Origin of the sequence: Paraburkholderia sp. J12 (assembly GCF_905220215.1) — a bacterium.
Taxonomy (GTDB): Bacteria; Pseudomonadota; Gammaproteobacteria; order Burkholderiales; family Burkholderiaceae; genus Paraburkholderia.
In genome coordinates this window covers 45,665-65,814 of sequence record NZ_CAJMZC010000005.1, presented here as the reverse complement: position 1 = coordinate 65,814, position 20,150 = coordinate 45,665, and the positions used below count along the sequence as shown (strand labels likewise).

General features: G+C 66.9%; 18 protein-coding genes. 2 read left to right on the top strand and 16 right to left on the bottom strand.

The features are described 5' to 3' along the window. Positions 1–103 precede the first annotated feature (103 nt). The 3 genes from U5760_RS13390 to U5760_RS13380 all read right to left on the bottom strand — a co-directional run bounded on the left by U5760_RS13390 (position 104) and on the right by U5760_RS13380 (position 2,468). Positions 104–535, bottom strand: coding sequence for a MarR family winged helix-turn-helix transcriptional regulator (locus U5760_RS13390; RefSeq protein ID WP_322012350.1), 432 nt, complete (start codon positions 533–535; stop codon positions 104–106). 43 nt (positions 536–578) lie between these two features. Beyond that, the gene (locus U5760_RS13385; protein WP_322012349.1) at positions 579–1,763 is read right to left on the bottom strand and encodes a thiolase family protein; all 1,185 of its coding nucleotides are present in this window, start codon (positions 1,761–1,763) and stop codon (positions 579–581) included. 168 nt (positions 1,764–1,931) lie between these two features. After that, positions 1,932–2,468, bottom strand: a complete 537-nt coding sequence (locus U5760_RS13380) for a carboxymuconolactone decarboxylase family protein (protein ID WP_322012348.1) — start codon at positions 2,466–2,468, stop codon at positions 1,932–1,934. A gap of 147 nt (positions 2,469–2,615) precedes the next feature. Between U5760_RS13380 and U5760_RS13375 the strand changes: the two genes are divergently transcribed. Next, complete coding sequence (locus U5760_RS13375; protein ID WP_322012346.1) at positions 2,616–3,548, top strand: AraC family transcriptional regulator; 933 nt, start codon at positions 2,616–2,618, stop codon at positions 3,546–3,548. A gap of 46 nt (positions 3,549–3,594) precedes the next feature. Here U5760_RS13375 and U5760_RS13370 read toward each other — a convergent pair whose 3' ends face one another. The 7 genes from U5760_RS13370 to U5760_RS13340 form a co-directional block, all read right to left on the bottom strand. Continuing rightward, positions 3,595–5,013, bottom strand: coding sequence for an efflux transporter outer membrane subunit (locus U5760_RS13370; RefSeq protein WP_415914102.1), 1,419 nt, complete (start codon positions 5,011–5,013; stop codon positions 3,595–3,597). Between the two features lie 63 nt (positions 5,014–5,076). Continuing rightward, positions 5,077–6,612 (bottom strand): DHA2 family efflux MFS transporter permease subunit, encoded by a 1,536-nt coding sequence (locus tag U5760_RS13365; protein ID WP_322012808.1) that lies wholly within the window; start codon positions 6,610–6,612, stop codon positions 5,077–5,079. A gap of 119 nt (positions 6,613–6,731) precedes the next feature. Next, on the bottom strand, positions 6,732–7,838 hold the full coding sequence (locus U5760_RS13360; protein WP_322012343.1) for an HlyD family secretion protein: 1,107 nt from the start codon (positions 7,836–7,838) through the stop codon (positions 6,732–6,734). A 94-nt stretch (positions 7,839–7,932) separates the two neighbouring features. Further along, a complete protein-coding gene (locus tag U5760_RS13355; protein WP_322012342.1) occupies positions 7,933–8,397 on the bottom strand; it encodes a MarR family winged helix-turn-helix transcriptional regulator in 465 nt (154 codons plus the stop codon). A 90-nt stretch (positions 8,398–8,487) separates the two neighbouring features. Further along, positions 8,488–9,438, bottom strand: coding sequence for a LysR family transcriptional regulator (locus U5760_RS13350; RefSeq protein ID WP_322012340.1), 951 nt, complete (start codon positions 9,436–9,438; stop codon positions 8,488–8,490). 76 nt (positions 9,439–9,514) lie between these two features. Continuing rightward, complete coding sequence (locus tag U5760_RS13345) at positions 9,515–9,841, bottom strand: ArsR family transcriptional regulator (protein ID WP_322012339.1); 327 nt, start codon at positions 9,839–9,841, stop codon at positions 9,515–9,517. Between the two features lie 11 nt (positions 9,842–9,852). Further along, positions 9,853–11,325: a PLP-dependent aminotransferase family protein gene (locus U5760_RS13340; RefSeq protein WP_322012338.1), complete on the bottom strand. Its 1,473-nt coding sequence runs from the start codon at positions 11,323–11,325 to the stop codon at positions 9,853–9,855. 188 nt (positions 11,326–11,513) lie between these two features. On the opposite strand from U5760_RS13340, the gene U5760_RS13335 reads away from it, so the two are divergent. After that, on the top strand, positions 11,514–13,865 hold the full coding sequence (locus U5760_RS13335; RefSeq protein WP_322012337.1) for an FdhF/YdeP family oxidoreductase: 2,352 nt from the start codon (positions 11,514–11,516) through the stop codon (positions 13,863–13,865). A 9-nt stretch (positions 13,866–13,874) separates the two neighbouring features. Here U5760_RS13335 and U5760_RS13330 read toward each other — a convergent pair whose 3' ends face one another. The 6 genes from U5760_RS13330 to U5760_RS13305 form a co-directional block, all read right to left on the bottom strand. After that, positions 13,875–14,831, bottom strand: a complete 957-nt coding sequence (locus U5760_RS13330) for an aminoglycoside phosphotransferase family protein (protein ID WP_322012336.1) — start codon at positions 14,829–14,831, stop codon at positions 13,875–13,877. A 182-nt stretch (positions 14,832–15,013) separates the two neighbouring features. After that, positions 15,014–15,379 carry a response regulator gene (locus tag U5760_RS13325; RefSeq protein WP_322012334.1) on the bottom strand — a complete coding sequence of 122 codons (366 nt, stop codon included), beginning with the start codon at positions 15,377–15,379 and terminating at the stop codon, positions 15,014–15,016. A 40-nt stretch (positions 15,380–15,419) separates the two neighbouring features. Next, positions 15,420–16,406: a chemotaxis protein CheX gene (locus tag U5760_RS13320; RefSeq protein ID WP_322012333.1), complete on the bottom strand. Its 987-nt coding sequence runs from the start codon at positions 16,404–16,406 to the stop codon at positions 15,420–15,422. 63 nt (positions 16,407–16,469) lie between these two features. After that, positions 16,470–17,003, bottom strand: a complete 534-nt coding sequence (locus U5760_RS13315) for a hypothetical protein (RefSeq protein WP_322012331.1) — start codon at positions 17,001–17,003, stop codon at positions 16,470–16,472. Next, on the bottom strand, positions 17,000–17,746 hold the full coding sequence (locus U5760_RS13310; RefSeq protein ID WP_322012330.1) for a methyl-accepting chemotaxis protein: 747 nt from the start codon (positions 17,744–17,746) through the stop codon (positions 17,000–17,002). The genes U5760_RS13315 and U5760_RS13310 overlap by 4 nt, the downstream gene beginning before the upstream one ends. Positions 17,747–17,764: 18 nt before the next feature. Further along, on the bottom strand, positions 17,765–20,137 hold the full coding sequence (locus U5760_RS13305) for a HAMP domain-containing protein (protein ID WP_322012328.1): 2,373 nt from the start codon (positions 20,135–20,137) through the stop codon (positions 17,765–17,767). Positions 20,138–20,150 lie beyond the last annotated feature (13 nt).

Below are 20,150 nucleotides of genomic sequence, written 5' to 3'. Positions count from 1 at the left end.
CCCCTACCGCGGCCCTACCTCGCGTCAGACTCCGGGAAACGTCATGATGCCATTTTCGCGCCAGATCGTAATGCTGACTGCACGCACCTTGCCGGCGTGCCGGTCAGGCGGCCGCTTTCGTCAGCGCAAAGAGTTCGGCGCGCAGCGCCTTCGCGCGATCGCGCTTGAGGTGCTGCTCGAATTCGGCCTGGGCCTGTTGCCAGAGCGCATGCGCTTTCTCGTAGCGGCGCTGGCCGCTTGCCGAGAGTCGATACACCAGCACGCGCGTATCGTAGTCGGATGCCGTCGCGAGCACGAGCGCGTCGCGCTGCAGCGGCTTGAGTGCCCGCACCAGCGTGGTGCGGTCCATCACGAGGTCGTTCGACAGTTCGGCGGCCGTCGCGTCGGGGCGGCCCGCGAGACGCGAAAGGATCGTGAACTGCGCGGCCGTGACGCCCGCCTGCGAGAGGTGCCGCTCATAGAGCTGCGTGACGAAGCGCGCGGCCTGCCGCAGCGCAAAACAGTTGCATTCCTCGCGAGTCACCCGCTTCGTCATTACCGTTCACCTCTTCAGATTGGCGCCACAGAGCGCCTCTTCATCATACGTTCTCGAGCGCGAGGGCGATACCCTGGCCGCCGCCGATGCACAGCGTGACCACGCCGCGGCGTGTGCCGTCGCGCCGCATCGACCAGGCAAGACGCGTGGTCAGAATCGCCCCGGTCGCGCCGATGGGATGCCCGTGCGCGATCGCCCCGCCCTCGACGTTCACGATGTCCTCGGGAATGCCGAGTTGCTTGATGACCGCGAGCGGCACGGCCGCGAACGCCTCGTTGATCTCGAAGCGCTCGACGTCCGCAAGCGACCAGCCCGCGCGCGCGAGCGCAAGCTTCACCGCCGGCACCGGCCCGAGCCCGAAGAGGCCAGGCTCGACCGCCGCCACGCCCCACGCGGCAAGCCGCACCATGGGCACGATGCCCTGCGCTTCGGCGAATGCGCGATCGGCCACCAGCATGGCCGACGCCGCGCTGTTCAGGCCCGGCGCGTTGCCGGCCGTGATCGTGCCGTCGGGACGAAACGCGGGACGCAGCTTCGCGAGCACTTCGGCCGTCGTATCGGGACGCGGCGCTTCGTCGGTATCGAACACCTCGGCGCCCTTCTTGCCCTTCACCTCCACGCCGACGATCTCCTCCCTGAAGCGCCCTGCCGCCTGCGCCGCCGTGAAGCGCTGCTGCGAGCGCGCGGCAAAGCGGTCCTGCGCTTCGCGCGTGAGCTCGGCCTTCGCAACGAGGTCTTCGGTATGCCAGCCCGAGTGCTCGCCCGAGAACGCATCCACGAGGCCGTCGCGCAGCATGCTGTCGTGAATCTCCGCGTTGCCCATGCGATAGCCCCAGCGGCCGCCGTCCAGCAGATACGGCGCGCGGTCCATGTTTTCCATGCCGCCCGCGAGCGCCACGTCGGCCAGACCCAGCAGCACTTCCTGCGCGGCGCTCACCACGGCCTGCGCGCCCGATCCGCACACGCGGTTCACCGTGAGCGCGGGCACCGAAACCGGCACGCCGCCGCCCAGTTCCGCCTGGCGCGCCGGGTTCATCTTGTTGCCCGCCTGGATCACGTTGCCCATCACGACCGAGCCGAGCGCCCCCGGATCGAGCTTCGCGCGCGCGAGCGTTTCGCGCACGACCGCCGCGCCCAATGCCGTAGCCGGCACGCCTTTCAGCGCGCCGTTGAATCCACCGATTGCCGTGCGTACCGGCTCGCACAAAACGATCTCGCGAGTGCTCATCTTCGATCCTCCATCAAACATGGACTGCGTGCGCCGATTCATTGTATGTATGCATATGCACATATTCCAATGCTTTCGTCGAGGCAAACTTCGTTCGCAGTGGCACGTTTTATGTCACGGCCTCACCACACGGTCACTGCGTCGACGCACACAGGTTGGCAAAAGCGCTCACGCCACGGCCGGGAAATCCAGCGTCGTGTCGTTCACGCGGTTCACGAGATTCGTGAACGTGATCGTCGCCACCGTGAGCGCGATCTCGATGATCTGGCGCTCCGTATAGCCGGCTTCGCGAATCGCGTTCACCTCGTTCTCGGGCAAGGTGCCGTGCGTGGTCACGAGCACGCGCACGAAATGCACCAGCGCATCGCGCTTCGCGTCGCCGGTGGCGGCGCCCGCGCGAATCTGCTTCATGGCTTGCGGTGCGAGACCGGCGAACTTGCCGATCATCGTATGGGCCGCCACACAGTAATCGCAGCCTGCCACTTCGCTCACGGCCAGCTTCACGGTTTCGATGTCCGGCTTCGAGAGCGCGCCGCCGGCGATCACGGCGTCGAGTTCGAGCGCCATGCGCAGGGCTTCGGGGCTGTGCGTGCCGACCGTGGCATACAGGTTCGGCACCTTGCCGGCGGCCTTGCGGATCTTCGCGAAGAGTTCGGCGGCGGCACCGGTGGCAGCTTCAGGCTGGATAGCGGTAAAACGGGACATGATCGACTCCTTGCTGTGAGGGGGTTTGCATCGCCATCGGCGATGGCATGAAGCGAGTCTAGTCGTGCATGCCAGTCTTTTTAATGCCAGAATGACGCGAATTCATGCTCGATCGTCTCACTACTTTCGTCTCCCAAGGCTACCGTCATGGACCTGCTCAGCCGCCTGCTTGCGCTCATGCCCGTCACCGGACGCCTCGACGTGCGCTGCCATTTCGGCGCGCCCTGGCGCATCGAACAGCCGCCGGCGCAGGCGCGCGAGATCTGGTATCACGTGCTGCTGAGCGGCGAAGCCGTGCTCGAAGATGCCCACGGCGCGCCCATTGCAATGCGCGCTGGCGACATCGCCCTCTTTCCCGCCGGCGGGGCGCACATCCTGCACGACGGCAGCGGCGAGACCGCCGCCGCCCCGCAGCGGCAGACGCAAAACGGCCTGACCGTGGAGACGAACCAGGGCGCAGGCGCGAGCGCCGATCTCCTGTGCGGCCGCTTCCTGCTGCCCGCCGTTCCGCAGCGCCTGTTGCGCGAGAACCTGCCCGCGCGGCTCGTCGTGCGTAGCGCGCAGGCGTCCGGCGCGGCACCCGAACGGCTCGTGCAGTTGATCGCGCTCATGCGCGACGAGGCATTCGAAGCGGCGGCCGGCAGCGAATCGCTCGTGAACCATCTTTCGGGCGCGCTCTTCGCGCTCACGCTGCGTTATGCGAGCGCGGCCGAAACGCCGCCGCGCGGCCTGCTCGCGCTGGCCCAGCGCCCGCGCCTGCAACCGGCCATCGACGCGATGTTCGAACAACCCGGCAAGGCCTGGACCCTGCCCGAACTCGCCGGGCTCTGCCATATGTCGCGCGCCACCTTTGCGCGTCACTTCGACGAAGCCTTCGGCCGCTCGGCTGCGGACGTGCTCACCGAAATCCGCATGACGCTCGCGGGCCGCATGCTCGCGCAGGGCAGCCAGCCCGTAGCCGATATCGGCGAAGCGGTGGGCTATCAGTCCGATGCCGCCTTCCAGCGCGTGTTCAAGCGCCATGTCGGCATGACGCCGGCGCAGTGGCGCTCGGCGGCATTGGACGAGGCCCACGCCTAGCGCGTGGCCCGTATTGCGGCCGCCGCGCGGGTCCTGCCCTGCGGTTTCAGCCGCGCGGCGCATCGCCGGTCTTTGCAATCACATCGCCGCTCTGGCTCCAGCCGCCGCCCAGCGAGCGGTACAGCGCCACCGCGGCGAGCGCGTGCTCGCGCTGCGCCTGGTTGAGCAGGTCCGTATCGGTGAGGTAGGTCTGCTGTGCCGTGAGCACGTCGAGGAAGTCGGTCGCACCGCCCTTGTAAAGCTGGTTCGCGAGCGTGAGCGCCTGCGAAGACGCCGCGACGGCGCGGGTCAACTGCTGCGTTTCACCCGCCGTGCTCACGAGGTCGGTACGGCTGTCCTCCACTTCGCGCAGCGCCTGCAACATCGTCTGCTGCAAATTGAGCTGCGATTCGCGCATGCGGCTCTCGCTCTGGTCGATGTCGGCGGTAATGCGGCCCGCGTTGAAGATCGGGCTCGTCGCGCCCAGCGCCGCGCCGAACAGGTTGTCGGTCAGCGTCGGCAAGCCGAGATACGACGCCGCCAGCACGCCGTCCGTGAGGTTCAGCGAGAACTTCGGATAGCGCTCCGCGCGCGCCACGCCTACCTCGGCGGCACGCTGTTCGACTGTCGCATAGGCCGCGAGCACGTCGGGGCGGCGCAGCAGCGCTTCCGAGGGCAGCAGTTGCGGCGCGCTCGCCGGGGCGCCCGGAATGGGCGCCGGTGTCGCGAGCGCCAGTTGTGCGACCGACTCCGGCGTGCGGCCCGTATAAACCGCGATCAGGTTCAACTGATGCTCGATGCTCGCCTGCGCGCGCGGAATGCGCGCCTGGAGTTCGCTCAGCTGGGTCTGTGCGCGGGTCACGTCGAGCTGCGTGGAAAGGCCGTATTTCAGGCGGTCCTGCGTGAGCGCCAGCGCGCGCTGCCGGATCGATACGTTATCCTGAATAATCTTCAGTTCCGCCTGCGCCCAGCGCAGATCCACATAGGCCGAAGCCGTGTCGGCCGCGAGCGCGAGCCGCACCGCGTCGAGCGCATGCTGCTGCCCCACGAGGTTCGACTGGGCCGCCAGCAGATCGAGCCGCTCGCCGCCGAACACGTCGGGCGCCCAGGAGAGCGCGAGACCCGCGCCCGCCTCTTTCACATAACCGAGAGGCGGCGGCACGTTCTCGCGCTGGTACGCGGCCTGCGCCGTGAAATCGAGTTGCGGCAGCAGCACGGCGTGCTTTTGCGTGGTGATCGACTGCGCCTGCTTCACGCGTTCCGCCGCGGCCTGAAGATCCAGGTTGCCGTGCAACACGGTGTCGAGCAACGCGTTCAACGTCGGGTCGCCGAACTGCGCCCACCACGTTTGCGCATCCACCGCGCCTGGCGGGGTATCGATGCGCCACGCTTCGGGCGCCGTTGCGTGAACCGTGGCCGGCAGGTCCGCGTGCGTGGCGGGCTGCACCGCGCAGGCCGCGAGCACGGCGCTCGCGAGCGAAGCCATGAGCGTGCGCGCAACGCGCAGCGGCAAGATGTTCGAGGAAGATTGCATGATGACCTCCGGGGCTCAGTGAGCGTCGGGCGGCGGCGCGCCCATCGTGATCGGCTTCGAGAAAATCACGCTCGCAATCGCAACCACGAAGCACAGGGAGAGAACGAAAAACGTGTCGGAAAACGTGAGCACGAGGGCCTCGCGCAGCACCAGCGCATGCAGATGCGCGAGCCCGGCCGCGCCGGCGTCGAGCGCGTCGCCCGCCACCGACGACCAGTACGCGGTCTGCCCCGCCAGCAGCGCCTCCACCTGCGGCTGCCCGTGCGTGACGCTCTCGTTCAGGCGCAGATAGTGGAAGTTGAGACGGTCGTTGAGCATGGTCGCGCTCACGGCAATGCCGATCGCGCCGCCCAGGTTGCGCATCAGGTTGAAGAGGCCGCTGGCCGACTTGAGCCGCGAGGGCGGCAGCGAGCCGAGCGACATCGTCACGATGGGCGGCACCGCGAACTGCTGGCCGATGCCGCGCAGCGCCTGCGGCAGCAGGAACTGCTGCCAGCCCCAGTCGTGCGTGAGCGGCACGTACAGATAGCAGCCGAGCCCGAACATGACGAGGCCGAACACCATCAGCGCGCGCATGCTGAAGTAGCGCGTGGCGAACGCATACACGCCCAGCGCGAGCAACTGGAACACGCCCACCGAAAGCAGCGAGAGACCGATCTGCAGCGAGCTGAAACCGCGCACTTCGGCAAGAAAGAGCGGCGTGAGGAACACCGACACGAAAATGCCGATACCGGTCACGAAAGAGAGCAGGCTGCCGATGCCGAAGTTGCGCACCGCGAGCGCGCGCAGATCGACGATGGGGTCTTTCGCTGTCAGCGCGTGAACGATGAAGAGAAAACCGCAGATCGCGGAGACCCAGGTGCAGGCCACGATCACGTGGTCGCCGAACCAGTTCTTGCGCGGTCCTTCTTCGAGCACGTATTCGAGGCAGCCGAGAAATCCCGACATCAGCGCAATGCCCAGATAATCGCCGCGCCTGAAGAGCGAGAGATCGGGCTCGTCCACGTGCACGTAGCGCGGCACCAGCACGGCCACGGCAATGCCCGGCACGAGGTTCAGATAGAAGAGCCAATGCCACGACCATTGATCCGTGATCCACCCGCCGATCACCGGGCCGATGGTCGGCGCGAGCGAGGCGAGCGCGCCGATCGTCGTGGACGCCACGAGGCGCTGCTTGCCCGGAAACAGCACGAAGGCGGTGGTGAAGACAGTGGGAATCATCGCGGCGCCGAGCGCCCCTTGCAGGCCGCGAAAGAGGATCATCGAATTGATGTCCCAGGCGAGACCGCACAGCATGCTGGTAATCGTGAAGCCCACGGCCGAACCGACGAAGAGCCAGCGCGTGGAAAACACCTTCGAGAGCCAGCCCGACATGGGAATCACGATGATTTCTGCAATCAGGTAAGCCGTCTGCACCCACGAAAGCTCGTCCTGGCTCGCGGAAAGACCGCCGCCGATGTCGCGCAGCGACGAGGCGACGATCTGGATGTCGAGCGTCGCCATGAAAAAACCGATGCACATCAGCGCGAAGGCGAATGCGCGCTGCGCCATGGGCTGAAGATGCGGTTCGAGCGGCTTTGGCGCGGGGGGCGCGGCCTGCGCGGCCGGCGGCGCGAGCGGCAATTCCAGCGTGGCCTCGGTCTGGGGGGCGTTCATGTCGCTCACCCTTTTCAGTGCGCCGACGCCGTCTGCACGGTGTCGCCGAGATGCACCTTCACGGTGGCGGAGAGGCCCGGGCGCAGCACGCCTTCGCTGCCCTTCGGCACATCGAGGCGAATCCGCACCGGCACGCGCTGCACGATCTTCGTGAAATTGCCCGTGGCGTTTTCGGGCGGCAGCACGCTGAAGGTCGCGCCCGTGGCGGGCGCGAGGCTCTCCACGTGGCCATGCAGCGTGCCGCTCGCCGCGTCGAGCTCGACTTCGGCTCGATCGCCCGCGTGCATCTTCTTCAACTGGTCTTCCTTGAAGTTCGCGTCCACCCACAGGTCGGAGGCCGGCACCACGGTCAGCAGCGGCGCGCCCACGTTCGCGAGCATGCCCACGCGCGCCGTGCGGTTGCCGATATAACCGTCCACGGGCGAGCGGATCGTCGTGTATTCGACGTTCAGCGCCGCGAGCCGCTGGTTCGCCTCGGCAGTGGCTACACGGGCCTGCGCGTCGTTGATCTGCGCGGCCAGCACGTCCAGCTGGCGCTGCGCGGCCTGCACGGCCGCCCCGCTGCTCGCCACCGAGGCCTGCGCCTTCTGGTAGTCGGCATCGGCGCGCTCCACGAGCTGGTTCGAGACGGCGTCGTCCTTCACCAGTGCGCGGTAGCGGGTCTGATCCTGGGCGCTGCGCGTGAGCTCGGCGTTCGAGGCACGCACTTCGGCCTGGTTCTGGTTGATGACGGCCGCCTGCAGCGTCTCGCGCGCCTTGAGTTCGGCAACGGCGGCGCGCGCGCTGTCCACTTCGGCGTTGGCCTGCGCGAGCTTCGCATCGTAGTCGCGCGCGTCGAGGCGGATCAGCACCTGATTCGCGTGCACATACTGGTTGTCCTGCACGAGGATCTCGCTCACGAAGCCGCTCACGCGCGGCGCCATCACCGTGACGTTGCCGCCCACGTAGGCGTCGTCGGTGGTCTGCTCGAAGCGCAGCACCAGCAGCCAGTAGCCGGCTGCCAGCGCGAGCACCAGCACGACGGCGCCGACCGCCAGCGCCATCCATGGCAGCCTGCGCGGCTGGGCGCGGCCGGCGGCCGGCGCCCCCTGGCCTGAGACGGGAGTGGAAGGACTCGACATGTCGCTCACCTGTGTATATGCACTATTTAGGATAAGAAATAACGTTGTTGCAGCACTCATGCAGCCGGGCGGTACTCTGCCTTACCGGCCCCGCTCAGACCGCGCGCGTGACGCGAAAGAGCTCGCGCCGCAGCCACGCTGCCCGTTGCGGGCCGAAGCGGCGCTCGAACTCGTCCTGCGCCGCCCGCCAATACACGCCCGCCACGCCAAGACGCGCGTGGCCGCCCGGTGTCAGCGTCAACTGGCGGCGGCGGGGGATCCCGGCGTCGGCCACGAGGCCGCTGCGCAGCAGCGGCCGCAGCGCGCGCACGAGCGTCGTGCGCTCCATCACCAGCGCCCGGGCCAGTTCCGCCATCGTCAGGCTCGGCCCGCGTCCCAGCATGCCGAGTATGCTGAACTGCGTCGGCGTAAGCCCGGCGGCGGAAAGATGCCGCTCGTAAAGCTGCGACAAATGCCGGGCGGCCTGGCGAACGGCAAAGCAGTCGTCATGCTCGGGAAGCTGCTTGCCCGATTGCTGGAGTTGAGCGGATGGGGCGGATGGAACGGGTTGACTGTGCATACGCACAGATTAGCGGGCACCCCGGTCCGCTACAAGCGTCAGTCACGGCATCAGATTATGAACGCCGCGACAATAATGCCGCTCAAACCTTCATTGCGCTTTCACCTTGATGCTCCTGACAGGCTCCGGCTGCGCCGGCTCCTGCCCCACGTCTTCGTAAAACGCCGTGGCGTGGTCGATAAAGGCGCGCACCTTCGCGGGCAACAGCGTGCGCGTGGTGTAGGCGAGGCGAATCTCGATGGATGCGTTGACGATTTCGTAGTCTTCGAGCAAGACCACGAGCTTGCCCGCCGCCAGTTCCGCCGTCACGAGCGACGTAGGCAGGATGCCGATGCCGAAGCCCTCCAGCACCATCTCGCGGTTGAATACGGGATTGTTCGAAGCCACCTCGTGCCGCAGCACCACGCTCACTTCTTCGTTGCCCTTGCGGAACGTCAATTCCGGCTTGCGCAGCGAGGGCGGCATCGTCACGAAGGAGTGGTGCGCGAGATCCTCGGGGCGCAGAGGCAGCGGGTTCGCCGCGACCCAGGCCGGCGTCGTCACGAGCGCGAGCGGGATGCGTTCGAGCAGACGCGTCACGGTGGTGTCGTTGTTGAGCATGAACGGCAGCACGAGGCCCAGGTCGAAGCCGTCCGCCACCAGATCGACGGGGCGCTCCGTGAGCATCACGTCGAGGCTCACTTTCGGATGCGCGCGCTTGAAGCTCGAAATGAGCGGCACGAGACGGTTCACGGTGGCCGTGGTGTGGGCCACGAGCCGCAGCACGCCGCTCGCCTCGCGCGTCTGCACGGAGGCGTCGGCTTCGAGCGTGTCGAGGTCGTCGAGGACGCGGCAGCAGCCGTCGTAGAAGCGCTCGGCGGCTTCGGTCAGCGAAACGGCGCGCGTGGTGCGGTGAAAGAGCCGGCTGCCGAGGCGCTTTTCGAGCCGCGCGATCGTGCGCGAGACGACCGGTGTGGTGACGCCGTGCATGTCCGCTGCGCGCGTGAAGCTGCGCGCCTCGACCACGGAGCGGAAGATCCGCAAGCTATCAACATAGTCCATGGAATGTTGTCGTAATGATCGATGGAGTGCCGCTAGCTTAGCGCCTGCGGGGCAACCTGTCCTCGGGCAAGACTTTTCACGGTTCGCCGTCTTCGGGCGTGCCCTCGCCGAACACCTCGGCACACAGCGCCCGCCCCGCTTCGGAAAGGCTCGCCGAGCCCGTGCCGTCGTCCGCCAGCGTCATCACCACGAGCGCCCCGTCCACCAGCGCCGTCAATTGTCTGCGCAATCCGCTCATGGGCACGCCGGCCTGTTTCGAAAGCTTCGCAAGCGACCATGCCCGCCCCGGCGTCTCGCGCTCCGCGCGCCAGAGCTGCTCCAGCACGGCCACGAGAACCGGGTCGATGCCTTCGCCGCTTTCGTCGTTGGCGTCGTTAGGGTCGTTGTCGTCATCTCGGGTCATCTTCTCTCTCCTCAGGCCATCTGCGCGACCAGATCGCCGAGCGTCTTGAGCGCCGCCTCGGTCTGCGCCGTCCAGGGGTAGCTGTAGTTCAGGCGGATGTAATGGTGGAAGTCGTTGCGCATCGAAAACATGTAGCCGGGCCCGATCGTGATGCCGCGCGCGAGCGCCGCCTGATAAAGCCGCATCGAATCGACGCTTTCCGGCAGTTCCACCCACAGCACATAACCGCCCTGCGGGTCGGACGTGCGCGTGCCGGCCGGAAAGAAGCGCTGCACCGCCGCCCGCATGAGCCGCGCCTGCTGCCGGTAGAAGCGGCGCACGCGGCGCAGGTGGCGATCGTAGCCATCATGGCGCAGATAGTCGGCGAGCGCGACCTGGGGCACCGAGGGCGTCGTCAGCGTATTGAGGAACTTGAGCTTTTCGACCTGCGCGCGATAGCGGCCCGGCATGGCCCAGCCGATGCGATACGACGCCGAAAGGCTCTTCGAAAACGAGGCGCAGTGCAGCACCAGCCCGCGCGTGTCGAAATGCTTGAGCGAAGTGGGCCGGGTCTGCCCGAAGTAAAGCTCCTGGTAGACGTCGTTTTCGATCACCGGCATCTCGTGCGCCGCAGCCAGCGCCACGAGTTGTTGCTTGCGCTCGTCGGGCATGCAGAAGCCCAGCGGATTCTGGAAGTTCGGCATCACCATGCAGGCCGCTACCTTCTGGCGCTTGAGCACGCGTTCGAGCGCTTCGAGGTCGAGGCCGGTCTCGGGGTGCGTGCTCACTTCGATCGCGCGCATGCCAAGGCGCTCGATGGCGTGCAGCATCGCATAGTAGGTGGGCGATTCGACGGCCACCGTGTCGCCCGGCTTCGCCACGGCCTGCAGGCTCAGGTTGATGGCCTCGGTCGCGCCCACTGTCACGACGATCTCCTCGGGATCGACCGGCATGCCGTTTTCGGCGTAGCGGCGCGCGATCTGGCGGATCAGTTCGGGATTGCCGGGCGGCAGGTCGTCGATCAGGTTCCAGCTCGCGTGGCGGCGCGCGATGGCGTTCGCGTACTGGTTGATGCGTCGCCAGGGGTACAGCGACGGATCCGGATAGGGCGAACCCAGCGGCACTGCATCCTGCGCGCCGATGGTGCGCAGCGTCGAGAGCACGAGGCGGCTCACGTCGACCGGTGCAGCCGCGGGCGGTACAGGACGGCTCGGGCGGCGCTTCGTCGCGGCACCGCTCGCGCCATTGGCCGGCCCCGTTGCCGTCGCGTTGGCCGCGCCGCCGGCGGGCGCGCGCATCGCTTCGCGCACGAAGAAACCCGACTGCGGCCGCGACTCGATCACGCCGCGGCTCTCCAGCAGGGCATAGGCATGCAGCACCGTCTTGATGCTCACGCCGTGCTGCTCGCTCGCGCGCCGCACGGAGGGAATGCGTTCGCCGGCCGCAAACACGCCGCGGCGCACGGCGGCTTCGATATCGTCGGCAAGGCGTTCGTAGCGGGTCATGAGAGGCAAAGGTGGCACGTACTACAACAGGCAGTGGAAGGCAGCGGAAACTCGACCCTCGCAGTCTATGACAAATTGTCGCAACTGTATCCCTCCCCTTTCCGTTTTTCTGTGATCTCCGGTGCGACAGGAACACAGTAGGCTTTCAGTCATCGGGCAGTCCGCCCAGCACTCCTGCATCCTGCCTCATGAAGAAGCCGTCCGCCCGTATCGAGCCGTACCATCATCCCGCCGCCGGCTGGGGTGCCCTCAAGCAGGTTGCGATCAACCTCATCAAGGAAAAGGTGCCGGGCGGCGACTACCGCATGCTGCTCAAGCAGAACCAGCCCAACGGCTTCGACTGCCCGGGCTGCGCGTGGCCCGACCGCGAGCACGCCTCCACGTTCGAGTTCTGCGAGAACGGCGTGAAGGCCGTGGCCGCCGAAGCCACCGGCAAGCGCGTGACGCCGGCCTTCTTCGAAGCGCACACCGTCACCGAACTGATGGCCCAGTCCGACTACGAGCTGGAGCAGCACGGACGCCTCACCGATCCGCTCGTCTACGACGCCGCGCGCGACCGCTACGTGCCCATCGCCTGGGACAACGCGTTCAAGCTGATTGCAAAGCACCTCAAGGCCCTGGACGACCCGAACCGCGCCGCGTTCTACACCTCGGGCCGCGCGAGCAACGAGGCCGCGTTCCTCTACCAGCTGTTCGTGCGCATGTACGGCACGAACAACTTCCCCGACTGCTCGAACATGTGTCACGAGGCCACGAGCCGCGGCTTGCCGGGGACGGTGGGGATCGGCAAGGGCACGGTCACGCTCGACGACTTCGAGCATGCCGATACGCTCCTCATCTTCGGCCAGAATCCCGCCACCAACCACCCGCGCATGCTGGGCGAGCTGCGCGAATGCGCAAAACGCGGCGCGACCATCGTCTCGATCAACCCGCTCAAGGAGCGCGGCCTCGAGCGCTTCGCGAGCCCGCAGCACACGCTCGACATGCTCTCGCCGGCGGGCGTGAAGATCAGTTCGGTGTTCATCCGCCCGCGCATCGGCGGCGACTTCGCGCTCATCAAGGGCGTGGCCAAACGCGTGATCGAACTCGACGACGCGGCCTGCGCCGCCGGCACCGAACGCATCCTCGACGTGGATTTCATCGCGGAGCACACGGTGGGCTTCGACGCCTTCGCAGCCGACCTGCGCAGCGAATCGTGGGACACGATCGTGGCCGAAGCCGGCGTGCCGATGGAGGAAGTGCTCAAGCTCGCCACCATCTACGTGCAGGGGCGCGCCGTGATCTCGACGTGGGGCATGGGCCTCACGCAGCACAAGAACTCGGTGCCCACCATCCAGCTGCTCTCGAACCTCATGATGATGCGCGGGAACATCGGCCGGCGCGGCGCGGGACTGTGCCCGGTGCGCGGCCACTCGAACGTGCAGGGCGACCGCACGGTGGGCATCGAGGAAAAGCCCACCCAGGCGTTCCTCGACCGCCTCGGCAAAGCCTATGACTTCGAACCGCCGCGCGAGCATGGCTACGACGTGGTGGAAACGATCCACGCGATGCTCGAAGGCCGCGTGAAGGTGTTCATCGGCCTCGGCGGCAACTTCTCGATTGCGACACCCGATACGCCGCGCACGTGGGACGCCATGCGCGCGTGCGAGCTCACCGTGCACGTGACCACCAAGCTCAACCGCAGCCATCTGATTCACGGCCGCGACGCACTGATCCTGCCCACGCTCGGGCGCACCGAAATCGATCTGCAAAACGGCGTGTCGCAAGGCGTGAGCGTGGAAGACTCGATGAGCATGGTGCATATTTCGTACGGCATGAATCGGCCCGCTTCGCCGAACCTGCTTTCCGAAATCGCCATCGTCGCACGCATGGCGCAGGCGACGCTCGGCAGCGACAAGGTGGACTGGCTCGACCTCGCGAGCGACTACGCGAAGATCCGCGACGGTATCGAGAAAGTGTTCGACGGCTTCGAGAACTACAACGAGCGGCTGAAAACGCCGGGCGGCTTCCACCTGGGCGTGGCCTCGCGCGACCGCGTGTGGAAAACGCCGAGCGGCAAGGCGCAGTTCGTCGCGCACCCCATCGCGCTCGACACGCCCATCCACCGGGCGCGCGCCATGCACGGCAAGCGCCTCATGACGCTCATGACCACGCGCTCGCACGATCAGTACAACACAACGATCTACGGCCTCGACGACCGCTATCGCGGCGTGTTCGGCCAGCGCCGCGTGCTGTTCGCGAACCGCGAAGACCTCGCGATGCTGGGTTTCGAGCCGGGCCAGCACGTGGATATCACGAGCGTCTGGGACGACGGCGTGACGCGGAACGTGGAAGACTTCCTGCTGGTGGAATACGACATTCCGCGCGGGTGCCTGGGCGCGTATTACCCGGAGACCAATCCGCTGGTGCCGCTTTCCTCGATCGCCGACGGCGCGGGCACGCCCACATCGAAGTCGATTCCGGTGCTGTTGAGCCCGGTGAAGTCGGGTGCACAGCCGGGCGCCAACGCTGTTTTGAGCGACGAAGTTATCGCCGCTTGAGTCCCGGGCTCACACCCGCTCCCCGATGCCCAGCAATTGATCGAGGACCGGCGTGAGCCAGCGGATGCGCGCCTCGTTGCGCTGCTCGACGGCCTGCGAGAGAAAGCCGATGACCCACAGCGAGGTATAGAAAGCCGTTGCGCGCATGCGCTCGCCCTGCGGCGCCCAGCAGCGCAGCAGCGCCTCGGCATAGGGACGGCCGCGCTCGCCGACTTCGGTGTCGATATGCGCGAGCGTGGAGCCGAGCACGAGCAAGGGGTCGCCGTAGCACACCGAATCGAAATCGATGAGGCCGCTCAGCTCGCCGCCCTCAACGAGCACGTTCTTGATCGTCAGGTCGTCGAGAAAGCAGACCGGGCGCAGCGTGGCGAAATACTCTTCCAGCGAGACGCGCACGAGGCCGAGGCGCGCGCGAAAGCGGTCGAGCGGCGTGGCATCCGTGCGCGCGAGCGTGGCGATATGCATCGAGGCCGGCGCGGGTGCGCCGAACACGTCCGTCCAGCGCGCCTGGGGCGCGCGGCCGCCAATCGCAGCCCAGCCGAAGCCGCCGCCCGGCGCGACGGGCAGGCGCGTCGCAACCCGACACTGGAATGCAACGACCGTTTCGGCAATTCGTTCGGCCTGCCTGGCATCGAGCGTCTGGAACGCATAGAAGAGGTCGCGGCCGGGCAGCCAGTCAAGCACCACGAAGTCGCCACCCGTGGGCATCGCGCCCTGCGCAAGCACCGTCTGCACCGGCAAGCCCAGGCCGCGCAGCACGTCCAGATTCGAACGGGTGTGCAAAAACGATTGCGCTTCGGGGCTGACACGCACGGCCAGCGAACGGCCGTCGGGCATGCGCGCGCGGTACACGGCGTTGCCGCTGTGCGTGAAGACCTGACGCTCCAGCTTCAGCGGCTGCTCGCCCAGCGCATCTGCCATGCACTGCGCGAGCGCCGCGTCGTCGTTGCCGCCCTGCTCGACCATTCCCCCACCCGCTTCGCCCCGTTAGCGGCGGATTACAACAGGGCGGTTCCGGTGCGACAACGGCAGGATTGTTGGGCAATATTTCTGGCGTAACGGCGCGTGCCGTGTGAGCGGCCTACGCCGTGACGGCTGTCATCGAACGTAAACGCCAGAAATATTTTGAGACGGCAATGGGGCCAGCTTTAGCCCGCCAGCTTACGAAACGTTTCCAGCACCGCATCGCCCTTGAAGGGCTTCACGATCCAGCCGCGCACGCCCGCCGCCTTGCCGCGCTCCTTCATGGCGGGGCTGCTTTCCGTCGTCAGCATCACCACGTTGACCGCCGTGTTCGACAGTTCGCTGCGGATCTTTTCGACCATCGTGAGGCCGTCCATGTTCGGCATGTTCACGTCGCTCACCACGAGCTTCACGCCCGGGTTCGCGCGCAGCTTCGCGAGGCCGTCCTTGCCGTCCACTGCCGTGTCCACCTCCAGCCCGTTCTTGCGCAGAAAGCCTGCCACTTCGTCGCGCACCGTGCTCGAATCGTCCACCACCAGAATCTTTGCCATGTTGCCCCTCTCCTTCGCGCCCCATGCGGCGCGTCTTTGATCAAAATAGTTCGAGTTCGCCGCTCGCCTGTTCGGCAACAGCCGCAGCGGCGGCCAGCGCAGCCGTCTCGTTGAATCCCTCGCGCGACCAGCCGAGGCTGAACACGAAACGCTGGTCGATCACCACCTCGCGGTCCGTCTTCGGGCACGTGAGCCGGTACTTGATGCACAGCTGCGGATTGTCCGAGCCGAACGACAGATAACGCCGCCGATGATTGATGAGCAGCGGCACCTGCACCTGCGCCCGGCCCCAGCCCGCTTCGTCCGCCGCGCGAGCGTTGCCCAGATAGCGGTTGCGGAACGCACCCCACACGAGATTCGTGAGCTCGGCGAGCACGCCGTTCACGTCGCGGAAGTCGCTGGCCTCGTCGCGGCCCGCGCGCGGCGGCAGCAGCTCGATCAGCGGCATCTCCTCGGTCTGCATGAGGAGCCAGCCGCGGCACCACGCGGTCTCGATCGGAATCAGCGTGAGCACTTCACCGAAGATGATGCGGTCGCGCACGATGCTCGGCGCGTCCCAGTTCACGTCCAGATCGGGAAAGAGCCCGCGCAGGCGCCCGAACGTCATGTCGGTGATGCCGTCCACGAGCGGATCCGGATAGTCGTGCGAGAACACGTGTGCGTCGAGTGCATCGAGCAGCGTCTGCGGATCGCTCTCGAGCCAGCTCGCGCGCGGCAAGCGGCGCAGCGGTTCGGGCAAGCCGTCGCTGCTTTCGTGCGATGCGCGCCGCAGCACGATGGGCAGCTCGGGACGCTCCGCTTCGAGCGCGACGGCCACGGCCGCCGCGGCTTCGTGCGAGCCGCCGAAGTCCTCGCCCAGCAGCACGCCGCCCAGATCGTAGTGCGTCTTCAGCGCCGCCGAAAGCGACTCGCGCCGCACCGGCACGCACTCGCAATGCTGCGCGGCCTCGATCTGTGCAATCGCCCCGGCGCGCGCCGCGTCGGTTTCCAGCAGCAACAGCTTGCTGACCGGCTTGTTCGCGTTCATGGTTGCCTTCCCAGCTTTCGCCTGCCTGATTTCACATCCGCACGCACCGAAACCCCGATGCGCTCAAAACAATTCGAGTTCGCCCGCGCTGTCGTGCGCCTCGACCTCGGCGACGCTCGCCACGAAGTCGAGCGCCGTCTGCGAGCAGACGCACAGCGTCGCGCCCAGTTGCACGTTGTGGTCGAGCGTGAGCGCGTAGGTGCAAACGTAGTCCGGTTTCAGTTCGCGCAGATAGGGCAGGCATTCGCTGCTGAGCGCATAGGGCGTCGACATGCCCAGATCCGGGAAGTGCTCCACGAGCTGCTGGTTCATCGCCCCGCAACAGAGGTTGCCGAATTCCATGAAGCTTTCGGTGAGCGTGCCCTGCGAGTCGCCCACGTAGTAGCGGCGGGTGGCTTCGTCGTCTTCGAAATGCAGTAGCAACAGCAGGCGGAACTGCATCGACGAGATCGTTAGCACGACTACGTGCGCGCCCTGCGCGGCTTCGGCCGCACGCGGACTGATCTCGCAGCTGTGCTGCGCATCCGTCACGAGGCGCGAGCGCGCCGCCGCGAAAAAGATCCGCTCGATGCTGTCCTTTGCGTGCGCACCGATCATGCCTCGGCCCCGGCGCGCGTTTCTTCCAGATGGGTTTGCAGCTGGTTCGAAAGCGACTCCACGCTGGCGAGCGAGGCGGCAATCATCTTGCCGCCCGCCTGGATGTCCTGGAAGGTCGCGGCGGTGATGAGGTCGTTGCGGTTCAGGCTGTCGCGGTAGCTCTTCGAGAGATCCTGCGAACGCGTGGCGAGGGCGCGCACTTCGCCCGCGACGATCGAGAAGCCGCGCCCCGCTGCGCCCGCGCGCGCCGCTTCGATCGAAGCGTTGAGCGAGACGATCAGCACGTGGCTCACGATCGAGGAGAGCTCCTGGTTCTTCCGGTGCATGTCCTGGTTCTGCGCCATCAACGAGGTCATCTGCTCGTGCCAGCGCTCGAAGGTCGCCGACATGAGCCGCAGCCGCGTCGCCTCGCCCGCAATGCGCGAGGCGCGCTGCAGGGCGTCTTCGCTGCGCACGCGCTCCTCGCCCAGCGCAGCTTCGAGCGCATCCGCGAGCGACCGGCGTTGCGCGAGCTCGGCGCGCAGCGTCTCGATCTGCGCCTGAAGCGCTTCGCTTTCGTGCCCGACGGCGGCCACGCGTTCGTCCGCGTTCGCCTCGGCCTGAGCGAGCGCGGCGCCGTGCGCGGCGAGCTGCGTTTCGGACGCGCGGCGCGAGCGCGCCCGCAGCCGCGCGTACAACACCATCGCGACCAGCACTGCGAGCGCGGCGCCCAGCGCGCCGCCCAACAAGATCGGCAAAACCACTTCAACCCCCGTCATGCGCTAGCCAGCCAGCGCTTCTTCGTGTGCGGCGCGATCCGCGCCCTTGCCGCTTGCCGTTGCGTTCACCGCCCAGTCACGCGGCAGATAAACGAGGGTCTCGAAGTGGCGATAATCGGCGCCGTTACGATCGTCCGTAAAGCGCAGTTCGATGCGGCCGCCTTCGTGTTCGAGGAACGCGCGCACGGCATCCATGCCCACGCCGCGTCCCGACACTTCGGTCACGTGCTGCGCGGTCGAGAAGCCGGCGCGGAAGATGAAACTGGCGATGGTGTCGTCGCTCGCCGCTTCGCCCTCGCCGAGCCAGCCGCGCTCCACGGCAATGCTGCGGATGCGCCCGAGCGCGAGGCCGCGGCCGTCGTCGGCGAGCGTCACCTTGAACGCGCCGTCTTCCATTTTCGCCGCGATGGCAATATGGCCCGCTTCGTCCTTGCCCTGCGCGCGGCGCTGGGCCGGCATTTCGATGCCGTGGTCGAGCGAGTTGCGCAGCAGATGCGTGAACACGTCCTTCACGGTGGGCGCCGCGTCGCTCACGAGACGGTAGCCGTGGTCCTCGATGTGCACGACGGGCGCCACCTTGCCGAGTTCGCCGGCCAGCGACGGCAGCGAGTCCAGCAGGCCCGCCAGCGCGTCGCCCAGCGACTCGGTGCCGATGCGCGCCAGCAATCCGCGCACGGTGTTGCGCATGGCGCGCAGCGAGCCGAGGTCGTCGTCGCGCGCGGCATCGATGGCGCGCAGGCTCGCTTCGATCTGCTCGCGCGTCACGCTCACGCGGCCATCGCTCGCGGCCACGCGCGTGCCGCGCCCGAGGCTCTCCGAGTTGATGGTCGCGTAATGTTCGAGCGACGCCTTCACGCGTTCGAGATCCTGAATCAGCGACTGCTGATCCCATTCGTGGTCCGGGTCTTCGCGGCGCAGCGCGTCGTAGCGCTGCTCGACTTCGTGCACCACGCCCGTGAGGTGCTGCAGGCTATACGTGCGCGCATTGCCTTTCACGGTGTGCATGTTGCGGAACAGCGCGGCCACGGCGTCCATGTCGGCGCAGTCGTGCTGGCGAATGATGCGTTCGTTTTCGTGGATGAAGCCCTTCGAGCTTTCCACGAAGTGATGGAACTTCTCTTCGCTCACCGCGAGAATTTCGCCGATCATCTGCAGGCGGCGCTTTTGCTCGCCCGCTTCCGCCGCGAGTTCGCGCAGCTCGGTCACGTCGCGCACGCATAGCATGAGGCGCACCACCACGTCGTTTTCGTCGGTGATCGCGGACCAGCTCAGGTCGAGCACCTTCTGGCGGCCGTCCGGCATCGCGCGCGTGATCTCGTTGACGAGCAGATGCTGATTGAACGCGAAGTTCAGGCTGTCTTCGCCCAGGCACGCATCCACGGCGGCTTCGATCTGCGCAATCGTATCGGCGTCGAGCGTGGTGTGCGTGAAGACGAGGTCCATGAGCGGGCGGCCCGCGATCTCGTTCGTTTCGAAGATCGCTTCCAGGTACGCCGAGTACTCGTTGTGGACAGTCGAGCCTTCGACCACCGTGAGAATGCCCTGCTGCATGTTCTGCAGCATGGCCTGAATGTCGTCGGTCTTGCGCTTGAGCTGCGCGGAGCTCAACTGGATCTTCTCGATCATGCCGTTGAACGCGACGATCGAGTGGCCGATCTCGTCCATGCGGCCCACCGGCACGCGGCGCGTGAAGTCCTGGCTCGAAGCGATCTCGCTCATCATCGCCTGCATGCTGGAGAGCGGACGCGTGATCTGGCGATAGAGCAGGAGGCCGATCAGCGTGAGCAGCACGACGGCGCCGCCCGTCACGCCGGCGATCGCGCTCGTGGTAGTGTCGAGCGTGTCGTTCAGGGCCTTGATCGCGTCGTCCTTCTGGCGGTTCTTCTCGACGCGCAGCGTCGTGACGATACCCTCCAGTTCGTCGCGGTACTGCGCGACGTTGGCGAAGAGATACGCCTGGGCCAGTTCGTTCTTGCCCGCGGCCTTCATCTTCGCGGTGTCGTCGATCGCGGAGAAGTAGTTCGCGATGCTTTCGTCGGCCTGCGCAACGAGACCTTCCTGCGCGTGGCTCGCGGCAGCCTTGCGCTGCACGTCGAGCGCGGCGCGCAGCGCGGCTTCCCGGGTCTTCAGGTCGTCCTGCGCCTGCGAGACCATGTTCGCGTCGGGCGCGTACACGAGCGTCATCGTGGCGAGCTGCACGTCCTTCACGAGGGCCACGAGATCGGAGGAAGCCAGCGCGCTCGGCACGACGCCCTGTGTGACCTGGCGTACGTCGGCGGCACTGCGGCGTGTCTGGTAGACCGCGTAGCCGCCGATGGCGGACAACGCGACGAACATCAGAACGATGAGTAGCGTGATGCGGTGACGAATAGTCATGTCGAAATCCCCG

Bases quoted from the DNA above. Each gene is read 5' to 3' on its own strand.
- U5760_RS13390 (WP_322012350.1), bottom strand. From the start codon at position 535: ATGACGAAGCGGGTGACTCGCGAGGAATGCAACTGTTTTGCGCTGCGG.
- U5760_RS13385 (WP_322012349.1), bottom strand. From the start codon at position 1,763: ATGAGCACTCGCGAGATCGTTTTGTGCGAGCCGGTACGCACGGCAATC.
- U5760_RS13380 (WP_322012348.1), bottom strand. From the start codon at position 2,468: ATGTCCCGTTTTACCGCTATCCAGCCTGAAGCTGCCACCGGTGCCGCC.
- U5760_RS13375 (WP_322012346.1), top strand. From the start codon at position 2,616: ATGGACCTGCTCAGCCGCCTGCTTGCGCTCATGCCCGTCACCGGACGC.
- U5760_RS13370 (WP_415914102.1), bottom strand. From the start codon at position 5,013: ATGGCTTCGCTCGCGAGCGCCGTGCTCGCGGCCTGCGCGGTGCAGCCC.
- U5760_RS13365 (WP_322012808.1), bottom strand. From the start codon at position 6,612: ATGGCGCAGCGCGCATTCGCCTTCGCGCTGATGTGCATCGGTTTTTTC.
- U5760_RS13360 (WP_322012343.1), bottom strand. From the start codon at position 7,838: ATGTCGAGTCCTTCCACTCCCGTCTCAGGCCAGGGGGCGCCGGCCGCC.
- U5760_RS13355 (WP_322012342.1), bottom strand. From the start codon at position 8,397: ATGCACAGTCAACCCGTTCCATCCGCCCCATCCGCTCAACTCCAGCAA.
- U5760_RS13350 (WP_322012340.1), bottom strand. From the start codon at position 9,438: ATGGACTATGTTGATAGCTTGCGGATCTTCCGCTCCGTGGTCGAGGCG.
- U5760_RS13345 (WP_322012339.1), bottom strand. From the start codon at position 9,841: ATGACCCGAGATGACGACAACGACCCTAACGACGCCAACGACGAAAGC.
- U5760_RS13340 (WP_322012338.1), bottom strand. From the start codon at position 11,325: ATGACCCGCTACGAACGCCTTGCCGACGATATCGAAGCCGCCGTGCGC.
- U5760_RS13335 (WP_322012337.1), top strand. From the start codon at position 11,514: ATGAAGAAGCCGTCCGCCCGTATCGAGCCGTACCATCATCCCGCCGCC.
- U5760_RS13330 (WP_322012336.1), bottom strand. From the start codon at position 14,831: ATGGTCGAGCAGGGCGGCAACGACGACGCGGCGCTCGCGCAGTGCATG.
- U5760_RS13325 (WP_322012334.1), bottom strand. From the start codon at position 15,379: ATGGCAAAGATTCTGGTGGTGGACGATTCGAGCACGGTGCGCGACGAA.
- U5760_RS13320 (WP_322012333.1), bottom strand. From the start codon at position 16,406: ATGAACGCGAACAAGCCGGTCAGCAAGCTGTTGCTGCTGGAAACCGAC.
- U5760_RS13315 (WP_322012331.1), bottom strand. From the start codon at position 17,003: ATGATCGGTGCGCACGCAAAGGACAGCATCGAGCGGATCTTTTTCGCG.
- U5760_RS13305 (WP_322012328.1), bottom strand. From the start codon at position 20,137: ATGACTATTCGTCACCGCATCACGCTACTCATCGTTCTGATGTTCGTC.